Origin of the sequence: Streptomyces sp. NBC_00878 (assembly GCF_026341515.1) — a bacterium.
Taxonomy (GTDB): domain Bacteria; phylum Actinomycetota; class Actinomycetes; order Streptomycetales; family Streptomycetaceae; genus Streptomyces.
Map to the genome: position 1 here is coordinate 8,560,526 of NZ_JAPEOK010000001.1, position 23,211 is coordinate 8,583,736.

At 70.2% G+C, this 23,211-nt stretch carries 18 protein-coding genes; 10 read left to right on the forward strand and 8 right to left on the reverse strand.

The window, feature by feature from the left end; genetic code table 11:
- Nucleotides 1-158 precede the first annotated feature (158 nt).
- From OHA11_RS37140 to OHA11_RS37165, 6 genes are all read left to right on the forward strand, one after another.
- Nucleotides 159-5,459, forward strand: coding sequence for a caspase family protein (locus tag OHA11_RS37140; protein WP_266503795.1), 5,301 nt, complete (start codon nt 159-161; stop codon nt 5,457-5,459).
- Nucleotides 5,460-5,466: 7 nt separating this feature from the next.
- On the forward strand, nt 5,467-5,814 hold the full coding sequence (locus OHA11_RS37145; RefSeq protein WP_266503798.1) for a hypothetical protein: 348 nt from the start codon (nt 5,467-5,469) through the stop codon (nt 5,812-5,814).
- Nucleotides 5,811-6,458 carry a hypothetical protein gene (locus OHA11_RS37150; RefSeq protein ID WP_266503801.1) on the forward strand — a complete coding sequence of 216 codons (648 nt, stop codon included), beginning with the start codon at nt 5,811-5,813 and terminating at the stop codon, nt 6,456-6,458. Before OHA11_RS37145 ends, OHA11_RS37150 begins: the two co-directional genes overlap by 4 nt.
- Before the next feature lie 49 nt (nt 6,459-6,507).
- Entirely contained in the window at nt 6,508-7,296 is a 789-nt protein-coding gene (locus OHA11_RS37155; RefSeq protein ID WP_266503804.1) for a VIT family protein, read from the forward strand.
- Nucleotides 7,297-7,431: 135 nt separating this feature from the next.
- A complete protein-coding gene (locus tag OHA11_RS37160; protein ID WP_266503807.1) occupies nt 7,432-8,304 on the forward strand; it encodes a sterol desaturase family protein in 873 nt (290 codons plus the stop codon).
- On the forward strand, nt 8,301-9,041 hold the full coding sequence (locus tag OHA11_RS37165) for a lysoplasmalogenase (RefSeq protein ID WP_266503808.1): 741 nt from the start codon (nt 8,301-8,303) through the stop codon (nt 9,039-9,041). Before OHA11_RS37160 ends, OHA11_RS37165 begins: the two co-directional genes overlap by 4 nt.
- A 19-nt stretch (nt 9,042-9,060) precedes the next feature.
- Here the strand turns inward: OHA11_RS37165 and OHA11_RS37170 are convergent, their stop codons facing one another.
- The 3 genes from OHA11_RS37170 to OHA11_RS37180 all read right to left on the reverse strand — a co-directional run bounded on the left by OHA11_RS37170 (nt 9,061) and on the right by OHA11_RS37180 (nt 13,570).
- Nucleotides 9,061-10,029 (reverse strand): CopD family protein, encoded by a 969-nt coding sequence (locus tag OHA11_RS37170; RefSeq protein WP_266507710.1) that lies wholly within the window; start codon nt 10,027-10,029, stop codon nt 9,061-9,063.
- A 354-nt stretch (nt 10,030-10,383) separates the two neighbouring features.
- A complete protein-coding gene (locus OHA11_RS37175) occupies nt 10,384-11,946 on the reverse strand; it encodes a S8 family serine peptidase (protein WP_266503810.1) in 1,563 nt (520 codons plus the stop codon).
- Between the two features lie 97 nt (nt 11,947-12,043).
- A complete protein-coding gene (locus OHA11_RS37180) occupies nt 12,044-13,570 on the reverse strand; it encodes a S8 family serine peptidase (RefSeq protein WP_266503811.1) in 1,527 nt (508 codons plus the stop codon).
- A 395-nt stretch (nt 13,571-13,965) separates the two neighbouring features.
- Here OHA11_RS37180 and OHA11_RS37185 point away from each other — a divergent pair, with 395 nt between their 5' ends.
- The 3 genes from OHA11_RS37185 (at nt 13,966) to moaA (ending at nt 17,154) form a co-directional block, all read left to right on the forward strand.
- Nucleotides 13,966-14,322 carry a DUF485 domain-containing protein gene (locus OHA11_RS37185; protein ID WP_266503812.1) on the forward strand — a complete coding sequence of 119 codons (357 nt, stop codon included), beginning with the start codon at nt 13,966-13,968 and terminating at the stop codon, nt 14,320-14,322.
- The gene (locus tag OHA11_RS37190; protein WP_266503813.1) at nt 14,319-15,947 is read left to right on the forward strand and encodes a cation acetate symporter; all 1,629 of its coding nucleotides are present in this window, start codon (nt 14,319-14,321) and stop codon (nt 15,945-15,947) included. The genes OHA11_RS37185 and OHA11_RS37190 overlap by 4 nt, the downstream gene beginning before the upstream one ends.
- A gap of 217 nt (nt 15,948-16,164) precedes the next feature.
- Complete coding sequence (gene moaA / locus OHA11_RS37195) at nt 16,165-17,154, forward strand: GTP 3',8-cyclase MoaA (RefSeq protein ID WP_266503815.1); 990 nt, start codon at nt 16,165-16,167, stop codon at nt 17,152-17,154.
- A 25-nt stretch (nt 17,155-17,179) separates the two neighbouring features.
- Here the strand turns inward: moaA and OHA11_RS37200 are convergent, their stop codons facing one another.
- Both OHA11_RS37200 and OHA11_RS37205 read right to left on the reverse strand, forming a co-directional pair.
- Nucleotides 17,180-17,446, reverse strand: a complete 267-nt coding sequence (locus OHA11_RS37200; RefSeq protein WP_266503816.1) for a hypothetical protein — start codon at nt 17,444-17,446, stop codon at nt 17,180-17,182.
- A 263-nt stretch (nt 17,447-17,709) separates the two neighbouring features.
- Nucleotides 17,710-18,096 carry a DUF3099 domain-containing protein gene (locus OHA11_RS37205; protein WP_266507711.1) on the reverse strand — a complete coding sequence of 129 codons (387 nt, stop codon included), beginning with the start codon at nt 18,094-18,096 and terminating at the stop codon, nt 17,710-17,712.
- Nucleotides 18,097-18,306: 210 nt separating this feature from the next.
- Between OHA11_RS37205 and OHA11_RS37210 the strand changes: the two genes are divergently transcribed.
- On the forward strand, nt 18,307-18,582 hold the full coding sequence (locus tag OHA11_RS37210) for a GlsB/YeaQ/YmgE family stress response membrane protein (RefSeq protein WP_266503818.1): 276 nt from the start codon (nt 18,307-18,309) through the stop codon (nt 18,580-18,582).
- 189 nt (nt 18,583-18,771) lie between these two features.
- Here OHA11_RS37210 and tyrS read toward each other — a convergent pair whose 3' ends face one another.
- The 3 genes from tyrS to OHA11_RS37225 form a co-directional block, all read right to left on the reverse strand.
- Nucleotides 18,772-20,034: a tyrosine--tRNA ligase gene (tyrS, locus tag OHA11_RS37215; RefSeq protein ID WP_266503821.1), complete on the reverse strand. Its 1,263-nt coding sequence runs from the start codon at nt 20,032-20,034 to the stop codon at nt 18,772-18,774.
- Between the two features lie 88 nt (nt 20,035-20,122).
- Complete coding sequence (locus OHA11_RS37220) at nt 20,123-21,517, reverse strand: metallopeptidase TldD-related protein (protein ID WP_266503824.1); 1,395 nt, start codon at nt 21,515-21,517, stop codon at nt 20,123-20,125.
- Nucleotides 21,514-23,037 (reverse strand): TldD/PmbA family protein, encoded by a 1,524-nt coding sequence (locus tag OHA11_RS37225; RefSeq protein ID WP_266503826.1) that lies wholly within the window; start codon nt 23,035-23,037, stop codon nt 21,514-21,516. The genes OHA11_RS37220 and OHA11_RS37225 overlap by 4 nt, the downstream gene beginning before the upstream one ends.
- Nucleotides 23,038-23,211 lie beyond the last annotated feature (174 nt).

A 23,211-nucleotide genomic window follows, 5' to 3' on the forward strand; every position in this document is an offset into this window, starting at 1 on the left:
CAGCCCGCAGCCGTACGGGACTTCACGCGGGGCTTCAGGGAGGGTGGAGCATCGGTCCCGCCCGCCGCCCACTGTCCGTGGCACGCGAACCCGGGAACCGTCAGGCCCCTCTGTGCCATCCTGACCTGCGCAGGTGGCGGACACGGGAAGGCGGCGGCATGGGGGAGAGCAGGCAGGCGCTGATCGTGGCGGTGCCTCAGTACGAACTCTCGGACCGCTTCGAGGACTTGACGGACACCGTCGGCCGGGACGTCGAGCTGATGACCGCGGCGCTGCGCTCCTCCGGCTACAGCGTGGAACTCATCGGCGTGTCCCCGCACGAGCCCGCCCTGCGCTCACGGATCCGCAGCACCATCAGCCGGGTGTGCGCCACCGCGCCGGGGGACAGCACCGTCCTCATCCACTTCACCGGGCACGGTCTCTCCGTCGGCAACGCCGACTATCTCGTGCCCGCGGACGCCCAGTTGACCTGGGCGACCTCGCCGCCGCAGGTCGCGATCGACAGCCTCATCGGACTCGACCTGGCGAAACTGCTCCAGGGCTGCCGCGCCGACACGGTGCTGCTCACCGTGGACGCCTGCCGCGACACGGCCGGTGCGGACGGTCCCTCGTACGGCGGCCCGACGACCAACTTCCCGGCCTGGCGCGACCGGGTCGCCGTCCTCTTCGGCTGCGGTCCGGGCCAGACGTGCGGCTCCGACGCGGAGAGCGGCAGCCACTTCTCACGGGCCCTCGCGGAGGCCCTGCACGCCGACACCGCGCCGCGCACCGTGGCGGACGTCATCACCCACACCGTGCGCAGGACCACCGAGTTCGCCCGGGCCGCTCGCGAGGAGCAGACGCCGACCCCGCACTACGCGCCGAGCGGTCCCGACGTCATCAACGACGTCGAACTCTGCGCCGGCCGCACCCTCCAGGAGGAGTGGACCCTGGCGGTCCGCGACCCGGAGCTGTGGGCGTCGGTCCAGTGCGGGGACGAACGCCGCGCCGAACTCCAGCAGGCCCTGGTCCGGTTGACGCAGGAGTGCGCCAAGTGGCGCGGCGGCGCCCTGGCCCATGTCCCCGACCCCTGGGCGGACGACAACTATCCCGTGCGGGTGCTGTCACGAGGACTCAGACCGCTCCTCGCGCCCTCGCAGACCCAGGGCGGACCGCTGCTCGACGCGGGCGAGTTCGCCCTGCTCGCCGCGGCGCCGTTCGTACGGGAGGCGATCTACGCGATGGGCATCAGGAGCGTCGCCACCATCGACCCCCTCCGGCTCGATCCCGCCATGGGCGACGCGGCACGCGATCCCGAACGCGTCGACCTGGAGCACACGTTCGCCGCGCACGCCCTGCTGCGGCGCAAGGGCCGGGAGCTGGCGGGACGCGGGCGCGCGGAGGACGCCGAAGCCGTCGCCGCCTGGCTCGTCCACCGGCACGTCAGCGGCAAGGAGGAGCTGTGGGACACGTACGCCCCCCAACTCCTCGCCCCGCTCGCCAAGGTGATGATCGGCGCCGACGCGGCCCCCGCCCGGCTCGGCGAACTCACCGACGAACTGGTACGGGTCTGCCGCCAGACCGCGGTCGCCCCCGCCCAGCCCTACCAGGGAGAGCGCGAGAGAGCCGACACCCGCTGGCGGCTGGACGAACTCGTGCGCCCGGACTCGACCGCGGAGCGCTGGCGACCCCGTGAACTGTCCTGGCTGATCGGTGTCGCGGGCCTGCTCGGAGGCGACCTGCGCCAGCTGCCCGGGGTCCTGGTGGACAACATCGGCATCACCGACGGCCTGAGCCCCGCCCAGGCCCTCCAGAGCATGCGAGAGCTGAGGTGGTCCCGGGACCGCCACAGCAAGGCCCTCGACCTCGACCTCCCCTGCCCCCATCCCGCGGTCCACGCGGCGCTGGAGGCACTGACCCAGTGGACCGACGACGCCGTGCAGCGGATCCGCGCCCACACCGCGCCGGCGGAGCCCGCCGAACTCCTCACCCACCTGCCCGAGCGGGTCACCTGCCGCAAGCTGCGCCCGCAGTACGACATCACGACCAGGAGCGACGCGTACGGAATGCCGCTGATGCGGTTCGCCCTCGCCGAGGACGAGATGCGCGAACTCCTCATGGGCACCCACCTGTACGGCGACCCCGCTCTCGCGCTGCGGGAGCTCTACCAGAACGCGCTCGACGCCTGCCGCTACCGGGAGGCCCGGGTGCGCTACGGGGAGCTCGGCCGGAAGATCGTCCGGAGCTGGGAGGGGGAGATCGTCTTCCGGCAGGGCGTCGACGACGAGGGTCGTCCCTATGTGGAGTGCGAGGACAACGGCGTCGGCATGGGGCACGAGACGCTGCGCGGCACCTTCTCGCGGGCCGGCCGCCGCTTCGAGCAGTCCCGCGAGTACCGACGGGAGCAGGCCAACTGGCGGCGGGCCGACCCGGACCTGAGGATCTACCCCAACAGCCGTTTCGGCGTGGGGGTGTTCAGCTACTTCATGCTGGCCGACGAGATCAGCATCTGGACCCGCGACACCGACGAGTACGGACGTGAGGACCCGTCCGGCGGGCTGCGCGTCGACATCGCCTCCAGCGGAAGCCTGTTCCGCATCCGCAAGAACGACGAGGCCCAGGCCAGGGGCGGCACGAAGGTGCGGCTCTATCTGCAGGCCGACGGCATCGACGTGGCCGGGGAACTCGGCAAGCACATCTGGCGGTCGGACTTCGCGATGCGCGTGGAGAACGAGGGCGAGACCGTCCGCACGTGGGAGAAGAAGGCCCTCTACTACTTCGGCGACCACACCCGGCCGGTGCCCGCGGGCAAGGACATGTGGTGGGTGGAGGGCAGGGGGTGCCTGCTGGCGGACGGGGTGCAGGTCGACGCGGGAGACATGCTCGGAGAGGAGGAGAGAACCGCCTACGCCTGGCTCCGGAAGGACCGTCGCGAGCCGTACGTCTACGATCCCGACGAACCGAACGGGCGCCGCCGGACCGACACATCTCCGTTCGGCTGCGTCGTGGATCTGCGGGAGAACCACGCGCCGGACATCAGCACCAACCGAACGAGGCTTCTCTCCTACGACCGGGCCTGGGTGGTCGATCGCATCCTGGAGTCCAGCGCGGACTTCGAGGCACCCGAGTGGATCACCATGGAGTGGCTCTGGGCGTTCGCCACCTGGCATCCGGAGGGAGCGGTACGCATCACGGAGCGGCTGCTCGCCGCCGACGCGCGCATCACCAGCAGGCTCGGCTGGGACCGGTCGACCGTCATCGAGTTCCGGAAGGTGGGGGTTTTCCCCCTCGATTCGGGTCTGGTGGCGCTCAAGAGGGAATACGGGGAGCCCGGGGCCCTCAGCTCCCTCAGCAGCAGGGAGGAGAGCCTGCTGGCATGGCGCGTCGGCGCACTGCGCTCCGTGGGCATCGAAATCGGCGTGCGGATGCGGGAGCTCGCGGTACCGGAGACGGTGGCAGGCTACCCAGGGCCGCAGGCATGGGAGGCGCGCCTCGGCAGGGATCAGGCGCGGGCGTTCGACGCCGTACGGCGGGCCGCTCTGGAGGACCGCTCGGACGAAATCCTGACTCTCGGAGATCTGTGGCGAAGGCTGCGACGCTATGCCATCGCGGGCCTGGAGATGCCCGCGGTGACCGGCTTCGACGCCGCTCACGCCATGACGCTCGACGCCACGGACTGCGTCCTGTTGATGGGACCACGCCGCTACTTCGGGGCACTTCTCGATCCGGACTTCGGCCGCGAGGAAGTGGATGTGCTGTCCGTGCTCAGCCGTTTCAGCACGCAGCACGGGCTTCCGATAGGCGAGGCATTGGGCAGGGCACGGCGCTTCGCGGCCGCGGGATTCCCACTGACGATCCCCGAGACGGTCGCCGAACCTCCCGAGACCCAGGTGGCCACACGGGAGGAACTCGCGGTGCTGGCCTGGCACTTCCGCTTCGTGCAGTCCGGGGAACCGCCCCGTGGGCGGGTTCCGTCCGTCGAAGACTACGAGGAGGTCCTGCGCCGGTATGCCTGGCTCGGCGTGACCCCTGTCGCACTGCCCGAACACGTCGAGGAGACCGGGCCCAAGGTCTCCCCGCCGCGTTCGCGATACTTCAGCCCGACGGAGGAGGCGCGCGAGGAGTTTCAGCGGAGTCTCGGGATGAGCTGGTTCGATGACATAAGCGAACTCTCACTGCGTCAACTGGCCCGCGCGTCCGGCATGCTGTCGCTGCCCGTCGACCGTGTCGTCGCGCGGTACGAGGGTGTCCTCACGGCTCAGTCGGTGCGGATTCCCGACTACGGAGATCTGGCCGACCGGGTCTTCAGCCGTCTCGACAGCGACCTGCTGGGTGCCGCGGTGCCGGGCTACTCGCGGGCCGGTGGAGGGGCCGCCTGCCCCGCTCCGTTGCTGGAGACGGCGTATGCCGTACGCAAGGTGCAGGAGACCGCTGAGCAGGTCGCGGAGAGCCTTCGCGGACTGGCGGCCGACGGTCTCGTGGACCCCGGGGCACCGGCTCTGGTCGAGCGCTGGCGTGACATCTCGCAGAGCGACTGGGACCTGCTCCCGGCGCCCGACCACCGGGGTAGGGGGCTGTACCGCTATCCCAAGGTGGGGGCGAGCATGGTGGTGGACGGTGAGATCCACGGCCCCTACGCGCTTCTGGCCGCGGCGCACGCCGGGATGCCCCTCGGCTCCGTGATCGCGCGGCTGCTGGCCGTGGGCCCTCTCGTCGGGCTCGCGGCGTCCGGTCCGGCGCTGCCTGCCTCCCTCGCCGAGGTACGCCCCACCACGGCGGACATCGAGGCGTGCTGCGTGCCGGACAGCGGCACACCGGACTGGTTCACGGACTCCGTCCCCGTCAGGCTGGTCCACCACGCTCTCTCCACGAGCGGCACCCTCGGCGAGAGCATGGCGGTCCTGAGCCGCTATGCCCCGCTGGGCGGTCCCTGGCGAGAACCCGCGGACGAGGGCCAAGGCCGGAGTGGTCACGGGGACGGCTTCGCCGACTGGCGGGAGCACCGGCCCACCCAGCACGACAAGGCGCTCTTCGACGCCGATCTGGTGGGTGCCCGTCCCGCGGGGCGGGCGCTCTTCGACGCCGATCTGGTGGGTGCCCGCCCCGCGGGGCCTCTCGAACTGCTGCGCGTCGCGGCCCGTTTCGGATGGCGGATCGACCACGCGTGGGACCGGCTGGCGGTCTACCGCCCGTTCGGGCTCGAACTGCTCGTGGAGCGCCCGGAGTTCGACGCGGTGCCGACCTGGCAGGACCTGATCCTCCTCACCGAGCACTACACGGGCTCGGCCCCGGCGCTCGGCGGGCAGGTCACGGCCGAGCGCATCGCCGTCACCGCGCGGGAGCTGGAGCAGCCGACCCGTTGGGTCCACGACCGGCTGGCGCTCTACGCCTCGCTGTTCGGCCTCGCGCTGCCGGCGGAATGCCCCGCCGAACCGGCCCCGACGCCGATACCCCGTCCCTACCGGGACCACACCGAGTGAGGAGTCCATGCCCGACCACGTACCGACCGACTTCCGTGAACACGAACCGGCCGTCCCGCCCACCGACACCTTCGCCGTCGTACGGTCCGAGGACGGCCGCTGGTACTCGGTGACCGGCCCGTGCCCGACGTGCAGGGCGACGGTGGTCTTCCGCGTCGCGTACGGGGTGCTGGGGCCGTCCAAGAGGCTCCTGGGCCGCGGTCGGCGTACGCCCGAGCCGCTCACGGGCACCATTCCCGTCTACTGCCAGTGCGGTTACCCCCACGCGGAGAAGCCCCCCGAGTCGCCCGACTCGGGATGCGGTGCCTTCTGGGAGGTCCCCGTGCCCCCGCCCGCCCCGGGGACGACCACGTGACGGACCTGGCCAAGAAGCGGTTCGCGCAGCTCGGCCAGCAGTTGCAGCTCGATCAGCTCACCGCCGTACGCCGGCAGGCCGAAGGGTGGCGCAACGGCCTGACCGGGCTCACCGGCCTGGTCGGTGTGGTCTTCGTGCTCAAGGGGCGGGAGAGCGTGGCCGGGATGCCCGCCGTGTGGCGCTGGACCACGGCGGCGCTGCTCGTCTCCGCGTTCGTCCTGCTGCTGATCGGGGCCCTCGGCGCCGTCCGGGCCGCGCACGGGCAGTTGGGGCAGCGGACCTGGCTGACCGGGGACCGGCTCTTCGCGGCCGTGCTGGACGAGGTCGAGCGGACCCAGGACGCCCTGACCGCCGCGCGCCGGTCCTCCGTCGTGGGACTGTGCGCGATCGTCGCCGCCATCGCGGTGTCCTGGGTCGTTCCGGTGGAAGAGAGCAAGGAGCCCGCCCCCGAGGTGCCGTACGTGCTGGTGGTGACCGTTGACGGCGCCCGCTGCGGTGAGCTCATGGCGGGCGACACCCGGACGCTGACCCTCAAGGTCGCCGGGCGGAGCGGGAAGTCCGGCGGGCGGACACCGGCGGCGAGCGGGTGGCGGAGCATCCCCTTGGATCAGGTGCGCTCCATCACACCCGTCCGCGGATGCTGACCGGCACGCCTCAGCGACGCCCGCGGCCGGGGAGTGAGATTCTCCGAGGATGAGCGACCAGGGACCCGCGAACGGAGCGGCGCACGACGAGACCCACGACGAGACCCACGACGAGGCCGACGCCGTGGTCCACGGTGAGAAGCACGACGAGGCTCACGGTGGGGCGCTCGCCTCGCGGCTGAACTGGCTGAGGGCCGCGGTGCTGGGTGCCAACGACGGGATCGTGTCCACCGCGGGCCTCGTCGTCGGCGTGGCCGGCGCCACGGACGACCGTGCCACGCTTCTGACGGCCGGGCTCGCGGGACTCCTCGCCGGATCCATGTCCATGGCCGCCGGGGAGTACGTCTCCGTGTCCACCCAACGGGACTCGGAGAAGGCGGCCCTGGCACTGGAACGACGTGAACTCCGCGACCAGCCCGAGGCGGAACTGGAGGAACTGACCGACCTCCTGGAGGAGCGGGGCCTGTCGCGGGACGTGGCCAGGGAAGCGGCGGAACAACTCACCGAACGGGACGCGCTCAAGGCCCACGCGCGCGTGGAGCTCGGCATCGACCCGGACGCGCTGACGAACCCGTGGCACGCGGCCTGGGCGAGCTTCTTCGCCTTCACGGCAGGGGCCCTGCTGCCCCTGCTGGCCATCGTGCTGCCGCCCGCAGACTGGCGACTCCCGGTCACTGTCGGGTCCGTGCTGGTCGCACTGGCCGTCACGGGATGGGGGAGCGCCCGGCTGGGCGCGGCGGAAGTACGACCGGCCGTGGCGCGGAACGCGGCGGGCGGGGCGCTGGCCATGGCGGTGACGTACGGGGCAGGGGCGTTGCTGGGGGCGGCGGGGGTGTGAGCGCGAGCGTCGGAATGTGCCGGTCCAGCGGACGACGCGTTGGCGGAGATCGCCAATAAGCAAGCGCGTACCCCCGGTAATACTTGTGGGTAACAACGTCTAGCCGCGGCCCACCAGCGGTTCTACGGTGCACCCATGCCGAACCTGCCCGATGTCGTGCTGTGGTCGATACCCGCGTTTGTGCTGCTCACCGTTGTGGAGGTGGTGAGTGTCCGGATCCATCCGGATGAGGACGCCGCGGGGTACGAGACGAAGGACGCCGCCACGAGTGTCGGCATGGGACTGGGGAGTCTGGCCTTCGACCTGCTGTGGAAGATCCCGATCGTCGCCGTCTACACAGCCATATATGAGCTGACACCACTGCGGGTGCCTGTCCTGTGGTGGACCGTGCCACTGATGTTGCTGGCGCAGGACTTCTTCTACTACTGGTCGCATCGCGGGCATCACGTGATCCGGATCCTCTGGGCCTGTCACGTCGTGCACCACTCCAGCCGGAAGTTCAACCTCACCACCGCGCTGCGCCAGCCCTGGACCACATGGACCGTGTGGCCGTTCTACGTCCCGCTCATCGCCCTCGGTGTCCATCCGGCCGCGCTCGCGTTCTGCTCGTCCGCGAACCTCGTCTACCAGTTCTGGATCCACACCGAGCGCATCGACAAGCTGCCCCGGGCCTTCGAGTTCGTCTTCAACACGCCCTCGCACCACCGGGTCCACCACGCCTCCCAGGGCGGCTATCTGGACCGGAACTTCGGCGGGATCCTGATCGTCTGGGACCGGCTCTTCGGCTCGTTCGTCCCGGAGACCGAGCGGCCGGTGTACGGACTGACCAAGAACATCGACACGTACAACCCGCTCCGGGTCGCCACGCACGAGTACGCGGCCATCGCCAGGGACCTGCGAGCGGCGGGGAGTTGGCGGGAGCGCGCCGGGCGGGTGTTCCGCGGGCCGGGCTGGCAGCCGGTGCCGGCCGAGACCGAGAAGGCCCCGGTCACGGAGCCCGTCGCGTGAAATCACCCCACGCGCGCGTGCCGCTCGTTGCCTTCGGCCTGGCGGCGGTCGGGGATCTCGTCTCCCTGGCCGCCGGGTACGAGACCGGCCACGCGGCGGCCAAGCCCCTCCTGATGCCCCTGCTCGCCGCCTACGCGCGCGCGTGCGGCGCGCCCCGGCTCCTCGTCGTAGCCCTGCTCTTCGGATGGGGCGGAGACGTCCTGCTCCTGTTCGACGCCGAACCGGCCTTCCTCGCCGGGATGGCGTCCTTCGCGGCGGGCCATGTCTGCTACCTGCTGCTCTTCGGAAGGACGACGGCACTCTTCGGGAAGACCTCCGGACTCTTCGGAAAGACCTCCGCACCCTTCGGGAAACACCCTCCACGCGCGCGTGCCACATGGCTCACGGCCGCCGCGTACGCCCTCGCCCTCGTCGCCACCGTCGCGCTCCTGTGGCCGGGGCTCCCCGCCGACCTCCGCGTCCCCGTCGCCGGCTACAGCCTGCTGCTCACCGCGATGGCGTACGGGGCCACGAGGCTCGGGCTTCTCGCGGGCGTCGGCGGTGCGCTGTTCATGCTGTCGGACACCCTCATCGCGACCGGCGTCGCCGACTGGCCGCAGCTTCCGCGCCCCGACCTCTGGATCATGCTCACCTACCTCGCGGCGCAGTTTCTGCTGGCCAGGGGAGTGCTCGGGGTGCCAGGCGGGCAGGCCGCGCCCCCGGCGGCGTACCGGGAGAGCCGCACTCTCGCCACCTGACCGGCAGCGAGTGTGCCGGTCACCACCTGATCGGCACCGGCAGTGCAGTGAGCACCGCCGAGACCGCGACCACCGCGCCCAGGACCACGACCTCCGCGCGCGCGGGGGAGTGGGCGGTGAGCGGGTCGGCCGCCCGGCGCAGGCGGTGCCTGGCCCACAGGGCGAGGGCGGCGACGGCGACCACGAGGAGCACCTTGGCGAGCAGGGTGCGCCCGTACGCCGTCGTCGACAGCTGCTCCAGGACCGTGCCGGACGGCATCCGGCGCAAGGTGCTCCACACCCCCGTCGCGGTGATTGCGGCGAGCAGAACGACCGCCACGCGCGCGTAGAGGCCCAACAACGCGGCACCCTCCCCAGGGGCGGTGTTCCGCCACCGTTGGAGCGTGCGGAGGACGTACAGCAGTCCGCCCGCCCACAGGGTCGCGCAGATCACATGGACGAGCGTCAGCCCCGAGCCGATCAGCGGACTCTGCTCCGTGACGGGGTGGGCGCGCAGCGCCTCCGCGACGGCCACCGCCACCAGTGGCCACACCTGGTTGGCCGGGCGGCGCGACAGGGCGCACAGGCCCATCACGACGAACGCGTTGACCTCCAGCAGTGCGAGCGCGCCGTCCCGGGTCTGGTAAAGGCCGCCGATGTCCATGTCGGAGAGGCTGTGCGGCACGAGGTTCCCGGTGGCCACCACCGAGGCGAGACCGAGCGCGGCGACGAAACCCGCCCCGGCCGCGACCGGAGCCCAGCTGCGGGGCACGTCCTCCAGCGGCGCGCCCGGCACCCGGCGGGCCAGCCAGGTGACGAACAGTTCGCCCGCCGGGACGCAGACCGCCGCGAACAGGACCGTCCGCAGCAGTGCGATCCCGCGCACCCCGGGAGCGGCGGCCTCTCCCGTGCCGCGCAGTGCGACGGGCGGCCCGAGGAGCGGGATCAGGGCGGCGAGGGCCACGAGGGCGAGGACGGCGACGGAACGCCGTACGACGGCCGCGCTCACCCGGGGCGCGCCCGCCTCATCACCCGTGTCGGCAGTCGGTCTTATCGAACTCACCTCAAGATCTTCACCAGTCGTCCTGGTCCGGGCAAGTCCTGGCAAAAAACTGGCTGAACGGTATTCCGCTCACGCACGCGACATTCCGCCCATCCATACGTGTCCGGCGGCCCTCCCGACTCAGGCATGGCGAGGCGAATCGTGTCCCTCCCCAAGATCCCGGGCCACCGCTCGGCCGACGCCCCCGGAGCGGCATCCGGAGAGCCCCCGGAGCGAGCCCGAACGCGGCGAGAGCCGGGCGGCCCGCAGGCCGCCCGGCTCTCGTTCCCCGAGGGAAGCTCAACTCCCCTCAGGGATCCGCTACTTCGTCACCGCGTCCAGTGCGTCGGCCGTGCCCCAGCCGTAGAAGCCGTTGTAGTTCTTCGGCCCCTCGCAGACCGCGTCGACCTTGCCGTCGCCGTCGATGTCGTACGGGTCGGTGCACGGCGTGGCGTCGGCCTCCGCGTACAGCAGGGCCTTCACCGCGGCCGCCGAAGCACGCGGGTGCGTCGACTTGATGAGCGCGGCGACGCCTGCGACGTGCGGGGACGCCATCGACGTACCGGCCATGTAGCCCCAGTTGCCGCCGGGCAGCGGGCCGAGGATCAGGCCGCTGGTGGCCGGCGGGGCCGGGGTCTGGAAGCGTGTCGAGTCGCCGCCGGGGGCAGCGATGTCGATGACGCCCAGGCCGTGGTTGGAGAACGACGACTTGATGCCCTTCGCGCCGGTCGACGCGACCGTGACGACACCCGGCAGCTGGGTCGGGATGTCGAGGCACTCGGACGGGTCGATGACGCGGTCCGACGGAGTCGTGTCGTTCGGCGAGGTCGGGTCGGTGATCTCGTCCGCGGCGAGGTCGTAGTTCTCGTTGCCCGCCGCCGCGACGTTGACCGTGCCCTTCTTCTCCGCGTACCGCGTCGCCCGGCCGATGGCCTCGACCAGGGCCTTCTGGTCCGGGTCGTTCTTGCAGTTGAAGTACCACGGGTCGGTGTAATAGCTGTTGTTCGTGACGTCCACGCCATGCGTGGCCGCCCACATGAAGCCGCAGACGACGGCCTCCGTGTAGAAGAAGCCGGCCGTCGTGGAGACCTTGATGCCGGACACCTTCACGCCCGGCGCGACACCCGTGACGCCGACGCCGTTCTTCGCGGCCGCGATCTCGCCCGCGACATGCGTGCCGTGCGGGCTCTCGGCGGCGCTCGGCCGCCAGGCGCCGTCGGTCGTGTCCGGCTTGCCCGACACGCAGTTGACCGACGCGTCGCGGTCGAAGTTCGGCGCGATGTCGGGGTGCGTGTCGTCGACGCCGGTGTCGATCACGGCGACGGTGACCTTGTCGCTGCCGAGCGTCTTCTCGTGCGCCTTGTCCGCTTTGATGGCGGGCAGATCCCACTGCAGCGGCTCCAACGGGTCCTGCCCGGCCGCCGCCTCGACGTCCGCGACCTGCTCCGCGCTGAGCACCTTGGGGGTGCCGACGTCGGTCGTGGACTGCGCGGGCAGCGGCGCCGTACGCGTCGCGCCCGCCGACTGCACCCCGCGCACCGTGCGGATCGTCTTGGCGAAGTCGGCGTTCGACGAGTGGACGACGATCACGCCGATCTTGTCGTACGACGTCACGATCGTGCCGCCGGCCTGGGCGATGGCCCTCTTCACCTGAGCGGAAGGACCGTGCCCGGCGCGGACGTTGACGACGTAGCTCAGCGGCGTGGCCTCCGCCGAGATCTTCGCGGCCACGCCGGCGACGTCGGCCACGCCGGCGACGTCGGCCGTGTCGGCGGACGGCGCCGCCGAGGCACTGACGTTCGGCAGGAAGGCGAGAGCCGTCGCCAGAGCCATTCCCAGCGGGATGGCCATGACGCGACGTGAGCGCGTCTGAGGCGCTGTCATGCTGTCTCCAGTTCGTTCGCGAATACGTGCGGGCCGTGCGGGCTGTTCGTGCCGTCCCAGCTGTGCGGGCTGTTCGGGAAGTCCCGGGAAAATCGGGTTACTTGACAGCCTTCAGCGCGTTCACGATGCCGAAGCCGTAGAAGCCGTTCACCCGCTTGCCGCCCACACAGGTGGCGTCCTGCGTGCCGTTGCCGTCCTGGTCGTACGAGTCCGGGCAGCCCGGGTTGTCCGCCTGGGCCTTCAGCAGCGCCTGCAACTGGGCCGGGCTCGCCCACGGGTGCTCGGACTTCAGCAGCGCGGCGACACCCGCGGCGTGCGGCGAGGCCATCGAGGTGCCCTGGAGGAACCCGTACTGGTTGTTCGGCATCGTGGAGAGGATGCGGCCGTTCTTCGACGGGGTGTCCGGGATCTGGTAGAGCCGGTCACCGCCGGGGGCCGCGATGTCGATGACACCCTTGCCGTACGTGGAGTAGTACGACTTGAGGTTCTGCACGCCCGTCGCGCTCACCGTGACGATGCCGGGCAGCTGGGTCGGTACGTCGAAGCACTCGTGCGGGTCGATGGTGCGGGGGACGGGGGTCGAGTCGTCGGGGCTGGTGTCGTCGACGATGGCGTCCGAGTCCAGGTCGTGGTTGGAGTTGCCCGCCGACGCGAGGTGCAGGGTGCCCTTCTTCGTGGCGTACTTCTGGGCCCGGTTGACCGCGTCGACGATCGCCTTCTGGTCGGGGTCGTCCATGCAGTTGTAGAGCCACGGGTCCACGTAGTAGCTGTTGTTCGTGATCTCCACGCCGTGGTCGGCGGCGAACACGAAGGCGCAGACGACGCTCTCCGGGTAGAAGAGTCCGTTGTCCGGGTCGCTGACCTTGATGCCGGAGACCTGCACGCCGGGCGCGACACCGGCCACGCCGATGCCGTTGCGGGCGGCCGCGATCTCACCGGCGACATGCGTGCCGTGGTAGTCCTCGGCGGTGTACGGACGCCAGGCGCCCTCACTCGTGTCGGCCACACCGCCCACGCAGTTGGCGGACTGCTTGGCGGAGAAGTTCGGGGCCAGGTCCGGGTGCGTGTCGTCGACACCCGTGTCGATCACGGCGACCGTGACCTTCCTGCTGCCCGGGTTGATCTTGGCGGCCTTGTCGGCGCCTATCGCGCGCAGGTCCCACTGGTCGGCTTCGAGAGGCTCGCTCTCGGGAGTGGCCGCGGCCTTCACCTTGGCGGCCTCGGCGGCCGACAGATAGTCGGCGGCGCCCTCGTCCGTCGTCCCCGCCGCGGTCAGCGGGGTCGTACGCGTGGCACCGGCGGACTGCACCCCGCGCGCGGTGCGGATCTGCGGGCCGAACTCCGGGTTGGCGGAGTGGACGACTATGACGCCGATCTTGTCGTACGTGGTGACGACCGTGCCGCCGGCCTTGGCTATCGCCTTCTTCACCGACTCGATCGTGCGGCGGTCGGTCTTCGTGTTGACCACGTACGCGAGGTTCGGGCCGTCCGCCGCCGTGACGGCGGGAGCGGACTGCGGGGCGGCCGCCGTGGCGACGCCCGGGACGAACCCGAGCGAGGCGGTGAGCGACAGAACCACGGGCACGGCCAGAGCGAGACGGCGTCTGGAGCGCAGATGAGCCATGGGATCTCCACATCATCCGGAAACGGAACCGGCCCGAACACGGGTGGTGCCCGGGCAGGTACATGACGGGGTGGTGCAGGCCCGAAGTTATCTCCCGTCATCCCTGGCCAGCAATGCGTTACGGGGATGTCTTGTGAAACGTCGGCCGAGACTTCCGAAATAAGTGCCGGACGTTGAACCGCTCCTCGCGCGTCAACGTGACGTTGAGCAGGGAGCACGAGCACGATCGAGCCCCCTGTTGGATCACGCCCGGGGCACCTGGTGTCACCGTCCCGCCCACGTGATCCACATCACCGTGAGGTCAGAAATCAGCCATGCCCGTACCCAGCCTGTCCCCCGATCCCCAGACACCCCCATCCCATGTCGCAACCGCACCCGCAACGCGAGGAGACTCCGTGGCTACCGACGCACCGCCCCCCTCGAAAACCGAACCTCATCTCCCCACCACCGAGGAGTTCGTAGAGGTACAGGAGAGCGCTGAGTTCGGTGAACTGCGCCGCGCCCACCGCTCCTTCGCCTTCCCGCTGACCATCGGCTTCATCGCCTGGTACCTGCTGTACGTCCTGCTGTCGAACTACGCGGGCGGCTTCATGGGCACCAAGCTCTTCGGCCACATCAACGTCGCCTTCGTCTTCGGCATCGCCCAGTTCGTCACCACGTTCCTCATCGCCTGGTGGTACGCGCGTTACGCAGCCACAAAGCTCGACCCCAAGGGTGAGGCCATCAAGTCCCGGATGGAGGGCGGCGCATGAGCCCCGCGATCACCCAGGTACAGCTCGCCGCGGGCGAGGCAAGCGAGCACCGGCCGCTGATCATCTCCCTGTTCGCGGTGTTCGTCGTCGCGACCCTCTTCATCACCGTCTGGGCGGGCCGCCAGACCAAGAACGCCTCGGACTTCTACGCCGGCGGGCGCCAGTTCACCGCCTTCCAGAACGGTCTCGCGGTGTCCGGCGACTACATGTCCGCCGCGTCGTTCCTCGGCATCGCGGGCGCCATCGCCCTCTTCGGATACGACGGCTTCCTGTACTCCATCGGCTTCCTGGTCGCCTGGCTGGTGGCCCTGCTCCTGGTGGCCGAGCCGCTCAGGAACTCCGGCCGCTACACCATGGGTGACGTCCTCGCGTACCGCATGCGCCAGCGCCCCGTGCGCACGGCCGCCGGTACGTCGACCATCGTGGTCTCGATCTTCTACCTGCTGGCCCAGATGGCCGGCGCCGGCGTCCTCGTCTCGCTGCTGCTCGGCATCACCTCCGACGCGGGCAAGGTCGCCATCGTCGCCCTCGTCGGCGTCCTGATGATCGTGTACGTCTCCATCGGCGGCATGAAGGGCACCACCTGGGTCCAGATGGTCAAGGCCGTGCTGCTCATCGGCGGCACCATCCTGATCACCTTCCTGGTGCTGCTGAAGTTCAACTTCAACATCTCCGACCTGCTCGGCACCGCCGCCGAACGCAGCGGCAAGGGCGACGCCTTCCTGGAGCCCGGCCTCCAGTACGGCCTCAGCGGTACCACCAAGCTGGACTTCATCTCCCTCGGCATCGCCTTGGTGCTCGGCACCGCGGGACTGCCGCACATCCTGATCCGCTTCTACACGGTGCCCACGGCCAAGGCCGCTCGGAAGTCCGTGAACTGGGCGATCGGCATCATCGGCGGCTTCTACCTGATGACCATCGCGCTGGGCTTCGGCGCCGCCGCGCTGATCGACCAGAAAGAGATCATCGAGTCCAATCCATCCGGCAACACGGCGGCACCCCTGCTCGCCCTGCACATCGGTGGTGTGGACTCGGCCTGGGGTGCGGTGCTGCTCGCGACGATCTCGGCGGTCGCCTTCGCGACCATCCTCGCCGTCGTCGCCGGCCTCACGCTGGCCTCGTCGTCGTCCTTCGCGCACGACATCTACGCCAACGTCATCCGCAAGGGGAAGGCCACCGAGAAGGAGGAGATGAAGGCGGCCCGCTGGTCCACCGTCTTCATCGGCATCGTCTCCATCGCCCTCGGCGCCCTCGCCCGAGACCTCAACGTGGCCGGCCTGGTCGCGCTGGCCTTCGCGGTCGCGGCTTCCGCGAACCTGCCGACGATCCTCTACAGCCTGTTCTGGAAGAAGTTCACCACCCAGGGCGCGCTGTGGTCGATCTACGGCGGCCTGATCGTCGCGGTCGGCCTGGTGCTGTTCTCGCCCGTCGTCTCCGGCGACCCGAAGGCGATGTTCCCGGACGTCGACTTCCACTGGTTCCCGCTCAAGAACCCGGGCATCATCTCGATCCCGTTCGGCTTCCTGATGGGCTGGCTCGGCACGATCCTGTCCAAGGAGGAGCCGGACACCGGCAAGTACGCCGAGCTGGAGGTCCGCTCCCTCACCGGCACCGGAGCGCACTGACCCGCCCCGCTCAGCGGCCGCGTCGTCGATCCCTACGACGCGGCCGCGTCGCGTCTCGTGTGATCGGGCGGGCCTCGTTGTCGGTCCCGTCACGTAGGCTCGCTGGTATCGGATCGACTGATCGCTTCGACTGATCGCCCGGGGGGTGTGGCGCGGTCCGCGTAGAGGGCTGTACCAATGCCTGTTCCGGGGTCTGTATCGAGGGGAAGGGGGCCACGTGCTCATCGACACTTACGGCCGTGTGGCCACCGATCTGAGGGTCTCGCTGACCGACCGGTGCAACCTCCGGTGCACGTACTGCATGCCCGAGGAGGGCCTGCAGTGGCTCGCCAAGCCCGACCTGCTCACGGACGACGAGATAGTCCGCCTCATCGACATAGCCGTGACCCGGCTCGGCATCACCGAGGTCCGCTTCACCGGCGGCGAGCCCCTGCTGCGCCCCGGCCTCGCCGGCATCGTGGAGCGAGTGGCCGCTCTTGATCCCCGCCCCCAGATGTCCCTGACGACGAACGGCATCGGCCTCAAGCGCACCGCGGCCGCCCTGAAGGCGGCGGGCCTGGACCGGGTCAACGTCTCGCTGGACACCCTCCGCCCGGACGTCTTCAAGACCCTCACCCGTCGTGACCGTCACAAGGACGTCATCGAGGGCCTCCACGCCGCCCGCGCCGCGGACCTGACCCCGGTCAAGGTCAATTCCGTACTGATGCCGGGACTGAACGAGGACGAGGCGCCTGACCTGCTCGCCTGGGCCGTGGAGCACGACTACGAACTGCGGTTCATCGAGCAGATGCCCCTCGACGCGCAGCACGGCTGGAAGCGCGAGGGCATGGTCACCGCCGGCGACATCCTCGCCTCACTGCGTACGCGCTTCGAGCTCACCGAGGAGGGAGCCGACGAGCGGGGCTCGGCACCCGCCGAGCGGTGGATCGTGGACGGGGGTTCGCACCGGGTCGGTGTGATCGCCTCCGTGACACGCCCGTTCTGCTCGGCCTGCGACCGTACGCGGCTGACGGCCGACGGTCAGATCCGCACCTGCCTGTTCGCGCGCGAGGAGACCGACCTGCGGGCCGCGCTGCGCTCGGACGCGCCGGACGAGGAGATCGCCCGCATCTGGCGGCTCGCGATGTGGGGGAAGAAGGCGGGGGCGGGCCTGGACGACCCGACGTTCGTCCAGCCGGACCGGCCGATGTCGGCGATAGGCGGCTGACAGCTCAGCCCGCTGTCTCCGGGCCCTAGCTGGGCTCGTGCCCTTGGCTGGGTTCCGGGGACTCCCAGTCCACCAGGAGTACGACGTCCTTCAGGAAGCCCCGTACACCCAGGAACTTCGACAGGTGTTCCCGGTGCTCCTCACACGCGAGCCATGTCTTGCGGCGCTCCGGCGTGTGCAGTTTGGGGTTGTTCCAGGCGAGGACCCATACCGCGTCGGCTCGGCAGCCCTTCGCGGAACAGATGGGGGAGGACGGCGAGGACGGGTCGGAGCCGGGAACGTTCAGGATCACGCCTCGACCCTACGTCAGCGGTGTCGGCCCACCGCTCCGGGTGGCTGTCACGGGGGCCACGATCCCGGCTCCACAAAAGGCGACGCCGAGCAGCCACGGGGGGAGCTGCCCGGCGTCGGTCTGTCGCTCCGACGGGGGATGCGGAGCGCGTACGAAGTATGTCATGGGTGGCCCGTCGCCCGGCACCGGAACAACATGATTGATCTGAGCTTTTCTTGAGCTTGATGCAGCCCCGAACTCCGGACGAAGGCGATCGTCCGTGGTCAGGTCCGCTCATGGGGCTCGTCGCGCAGACGCGGGCCCGGTTCGGCCGCGTGGTCTTCCGGGACGGATTCCGCGGCGTCGCCCAGGCGGGGCGGCGCCAGCATCGGTCGGGTCGGCGCGGTCACGAACGTGGACGGCAGCGAGGGCGCGTTCTCCCGGCCCGCGTTGGCGATCACCACGGCGATGTAGGGAAGCAGGATGCCGAGTACCAGGGCAACGACGGCGACGTGCCGTTCGACGTTCCAGAGGGTGGCCGCGAGGATCACCGAGACCGTGCGGACGGACATCGAGATGATGTAGCGGCGCTGCCTGCCGCGTACGTCGTCGGCGAGCCCCTGCCTGGCCCCGGTGATCCGGAAGACCTCGGCCTCGCCCTGCTTCCGCATCACGTTCCACCGCCCGCCATTGTCGGACACTCCCGGCCCGTACCAACTCCACGGTACGCCGCGGCTGCGCCGCCTACGAGACCGGGTCGGGCCAGGTTCGGGCGGGGGACCACTGCGCCGTACCGCGTATGGCCGTGCCCGACATGCGCCGTATGGCGGGCAGGCCGAGACTGGGCCCAATGCTCGCGTAGAGCCGTATAGGAGGCAGCCATGGGCTGGTTGTGGGCGATCATCGTGGGGTTCGTTCTGGGCCTGCTGGCCAAGGCGATCATTCCGGGTAAGCAGCACAGTCCGCTCTGGCTGACCACGATCTTCGGGATCATCGGCGCGGTCGTCGGCAACGCGATCGCCCGTGGTTTCGGCATCGACGAGACCCCCGGCATCGACTGGGGCCGCCACGCCCTCCAGCTGGCGGCCGCGGTGCTCATCGTCTTCCTGGGCGACATGCTCTACACGTCAGTACGGGGCAACAAAAAGAGAGCCTGACGGTAAGGGGAAGAGGGGGCGGGGAACCGCGCGCTTTCAGGGGCGCGGAGAACCGCCTGTTTTTAGGGGCGCGGGGCTGTGACATTTGCGGCTCCGCCGCGTGGGCGCGACCAGCCCCCACACACCCGCACCACACGAACCAGCCCGCAGCTCCCCTCGCCCGCAGTTCCCCTCACCCTCAGCTCACCCTCAGCGGAGCTCAACCGCGGCAAGGTTCTTCTTGCCCCGCCGCAGCACCAGCCACCGCCCATGCAGCAAATCCCCGACGCCAGGAACGGCATCCTCGGAAGCCACCTTCACGTTGTTCACGTAGGCGCCCCCCTCCTTCACCGTCCGCCGCGCAGCGGACTTGCTGGCCACAAGCCCCACCTCGGCGAAGAGGTCCACCACCGGACCGAGCTCGGCGACCTGGACGCGCGGCACCTCGGAGAGCGCCGCACCCAGCGTCGCCGCGTCGAGGTCCCCCAGCTCACCCTGACCGAACAGCGCCCGCGACGCGGCGACCACGGCGGCCGTCTGCTCGGCCCCGTGCACCAGCGTCGTCAGCTCCTCGGCGAGAGCGCGCTGCGCGGCCCGCGCCTGGGGACGCTCCTCGGTGAGCTTCTCCAGCTCCTCGATCTCCGCGTGGGACTTGAAGCTGAAGATGCGCAGGAACTTGGAGACGTCCCGGTCGTCCGCGTTCAGCCAGAACTGGTAGAACGCGTACGACGTCGTCATCTCCGGGTCCAGCCAGATGGTGCCGGACTCCGTCTTGCCGAACTTGGTGCCGTCCGCCTTGGTGATCAGCGGCGTACCCAGCGCGTGCACCACGGCCGTCGGCTCGACCCGGTGGATCAGGTCGGTGCCCGAGGTGAGGTTGCCCCACTGGTCGCTGCCGCCGGTCTGCAGCGTGCAGCCGTACCTCCGGTAGAGCTCCAGGAAGTCCATGCCCTGCAGGATCTGGTAGCTGAACTCCGTGTAGCTGATGCCCGCGTCGGAGTTGAGCCGCCGGGAGACGGCCTCCTTCGCGATCATCTTGTTGACCCGGAAGTGCTTGCCCATGTCCCGCAGGAACTCGATGGCCGACAGGCCCTGGGTCCAGTCCAGGTTGTTGACCATCACCGCGGCGTTCGGACCCTCGAAGTCCAGCAGCGGCTGGATCTGGGCGCGCAGCCGCTCGACCCACTGGGCCACGACCTCCGGCTCGTTGAGCGTGCGCTCCGAGTTCGGCTTCGGGTCGCCGATCAGGCCCGTGGCGCCCCCGACCAGGCCCAGCGGGCGGTTGCCCGCCTGCTGGATCCGGCGCATCGTGAGGATCTGCACGAGGTTGCCGAGGTGCAGGCTGGGCGCGGTCGGGTCGAAGCCGCAATAGAACGTGACGGGACCGTCCGCGAACGCCTTGCGCAATGCGTCCTCGTCAGTGGAGAGGGCGAGCAGCCCGCGCCACTTCAGCTCGTCGACGATGTCCGTCACGGTTCTCGTGTCTCCTTGGATGATCTTCAGGCGGTCGGGGATGATCTTCGGGCAGCCGGGACGACAGCCGACTGCGAGGCTATCGAGGTTATACGCCCTGACTGACAGAGCTCATATTGAAGTCGGGCACCCGCAGGGCCGGCATCGCGGCCCTGGTGAACCAGTCGCTCCACTCGCGCGGCAGCGTCTTCTCCGTACGCCCGGCCTCGGTCGCCCGCCCCAGCAGGCCCACCGGCGACTCGTTGAACCGGAAGTTGTTCACCTCGCCGACGACCTGGCCCTTCTCGACGAGATACACGCCGTCCCGGGTCAGCCCGGTCAGCAGCAGCGTCGCCGGGTCGACCTCGCGGATGTACCAGAGGCAGGTCAGCAGCAGCCCTCGCTCGGTCGCGGCGACCATGTCCTCCAAGGACTTGTCCTCGCCGCCGTCGAGGACGATGTTGCCGATGCCGGGGGTCACCGGCAGACCGGTCAGGCCGGCGCTGTGCCGGGTGCTCGTCAGATGCCTCAGTTCGCCCTCGCTGATCCACTCCGTGGGCCGGAGCGGCAGCCCGTTGTCGAAGACGGAGGCGTCGTCGCCTGAGGAGTGTGCGAGCACGAAGGGCGCGGACTCCAGACCCGGCTCGTTCGGGTCGCTGCGCAGGGTCAGGGGCAGGTCGGTGAGTTTCTCACCGACGCGTGTCCCGCCGCCGGGCTTGCTGAACACCGTCCGGCCCTCGGCCGCGTCCCGGGCCGCCGCCGACCACATCTGGTAGATCAGCAGGTCCGCGACCGCGGTCGGCGGTAGCAGCGTCTCGTACCGGCCCGCGGGCAGCTCGACGCGCAGCTCGGCCCAGCCCAGCCGGGTGGCCAGCTCCGCGTCGAGCGCCGCCGGGTCCACGTCCTTGAAGTCCCGCGTCGACCGTCCGGCCCACGCCGAGCGCGTACGGTCCGGCGACTTGGCGTTCAGCTCCAGCGTCCCGTTGGGCTGGTCGTGGCGCAGGCGCAGCCCCGTGGACGTACCGAGATAGCTGGAGACGAGCTCGTGGTTGGCGAAGCCGTACAGCTCGCGTCCGCCCGCACGCGCGCGTGCGAACGATTCGCCGAGGGCCGGGGCGAAGTCCGCGAAGACGGCCGACGAGGTCTCGGTGGGCGCGTCCGTGAAGTCGGGGGAGGCGGTCACGCCCTCGACGAGCGGCTGCGCGTCCTCGGCCGGGCCCGCGCCGCGCGCCGCCGCCTCGGCGGCCCGCACCAGCGGCTCCAGCTCGTCCGCCGTCACGGCCGAACGCGAGACGACCCCGGACGCCGTGCCCTCGCGGCCGTCGACGGTCGCGATGACGGTCAGCGTGCGCCCGCGCGTGACGCCGTTCGTGGTCAGCGCGTTGCCCGCCCAGCGCAGGTTGGCCGTCGAGTGCTCGTCGGCGATCACGACACAGCCGTCGGCCCGGGACAGTTCGAGGGCGCGCTCGACGACCTCGTGCGGCTTGTTCGTACGAGGGCTCATCGACCGGCCTCCTGCGTGGTGTTCAGAATGTTGACGCCCTTGAAGAGGGCCGACGGGCAGCCGTGCGAGACCGCCGCGACCTGGCCCGGCTGGGCCTTGCCGCAGTTGAAGGCACCGCCCAGGACGTATGTCTGCGGGCCGCCGACCGCCGCCATCGAGCCCCAGAAGTCGGTGGTCGTCGCCTGGTAGGCGACGTCCCGCAGCTGGCCCGTGATCCGCCCGTTCTCGATCTTGAAGAACCGCTGACCCGTGAATTGGAAGTTGTACCGCTGCATGTCGATCGACCACGACCGGTCGCCGACGACGTAGATCCCGCGGTCGACGCTCCCGATCAGGTCCTCGGTGGACAGCCCGGCGGGATCCGGCTGGAGCGATACGTTCGCCATGCGCTGTACGGGGACATGGCCGGGGGAGTCGGCGTACGCACACCCGTTGGACCGCTCGAAGCCGGTCAATTTCGCGATGCGCCGGTCCAGTTGGTAGCCCACCAACGTCCCGTCCTTCACCAGGTCCCAGGACTGTCCGGCCACGCCCTCGTCGTCGTAGCCGATGGTCGCGAGACCGTGCTCGGCGGTGCGGTCCCCGGTGACGTTCATCAGCTCGGAGCCGTACCTCAGCTTGCCCAGCTGGTCGAAGGTGGCGAAGGAGGTCCCGGCGTACGCCGCCTCGTAGCCGAGCGCGCGGTCCAGCTCGGTGGCGTGGCCGATGGACTCGTGAATGGTCAGCCACAGGTTGGACGGGTCGACGACCAGGTCGTACGCCCCCGCCTCGACGCTCGGCGCCCGCATCTTCTCGGCGAGCAGTTCCGGAATCCGCGCGAGCTCCGACTCCCAGTCCCAGCCGGTGCCCGTGACGTACTCCCAGCCGCGTCCGACGGGCGGCGCGATCGTGCGCATCGAGTCGAACTCGCCGCTCGACCCGTCGACCGCGACGGCGGTCAGCTGGGGGTGCAGCCGGACCCGCTGCTGGGTCGTCACCGTCCCCGCCGTGTCCGCGTAGAACTTGTTCTCGTGCACCGTCAGCAGCGACGCGTCCACATGACTGACGCCGTGGGCCGCGAGCAGCCGCGCGCTCCACTCCGCGAGCAGCCCGGACTTCTCCTCGTCCGGCACGGAGAAGGGATCGATCTCGTACGAGGAGATCCAGGTCTTCTCGGTGTGCACGGGCTCGTCCGCGAGCTCCACACGCTCGTCCGAACCCGCCGCCTTGATCACCTGGGCCGACAATTTCGCCATCGCCACGGCCTGCGACGCCACCTTCGCGGCGGCGTCCATCGTCAGGTCCACACCCGACGCGAACCCCCAGGTCCCGCCGTGCACCACACGCACCGCGTAGCCCAGATCCGTGGTGTCCGAGGACCCGGCGGGCTTCGCGTCCCGCAACCGGCAGGCCGCGCTGCGCACCCGCTCGAACCGGAAGTCGGCGTGGTCGGCGCCAAGCGCCCGGGCCCGCGCGAGCGCCGCGTCGGCCAGGGCCCTCAACGGCAGTGCCGTGAAGGCTTCGTCGATGGAATGAGGCACGGAGGTCTCCCTGCTGTCGTCGCCTGTCGGTCTGATCATGTCGCGCCGGCGGGCCGGGCGGCCACATCTTTCTGTAGGGATCCGACAGCGAGTCCGGTACGCCACTGTCGGTGCCCGATTCTCCGTAGAGGGGACGGTGCCGATAGGTTTTCGAGGTACCAGACCGGCTATCGA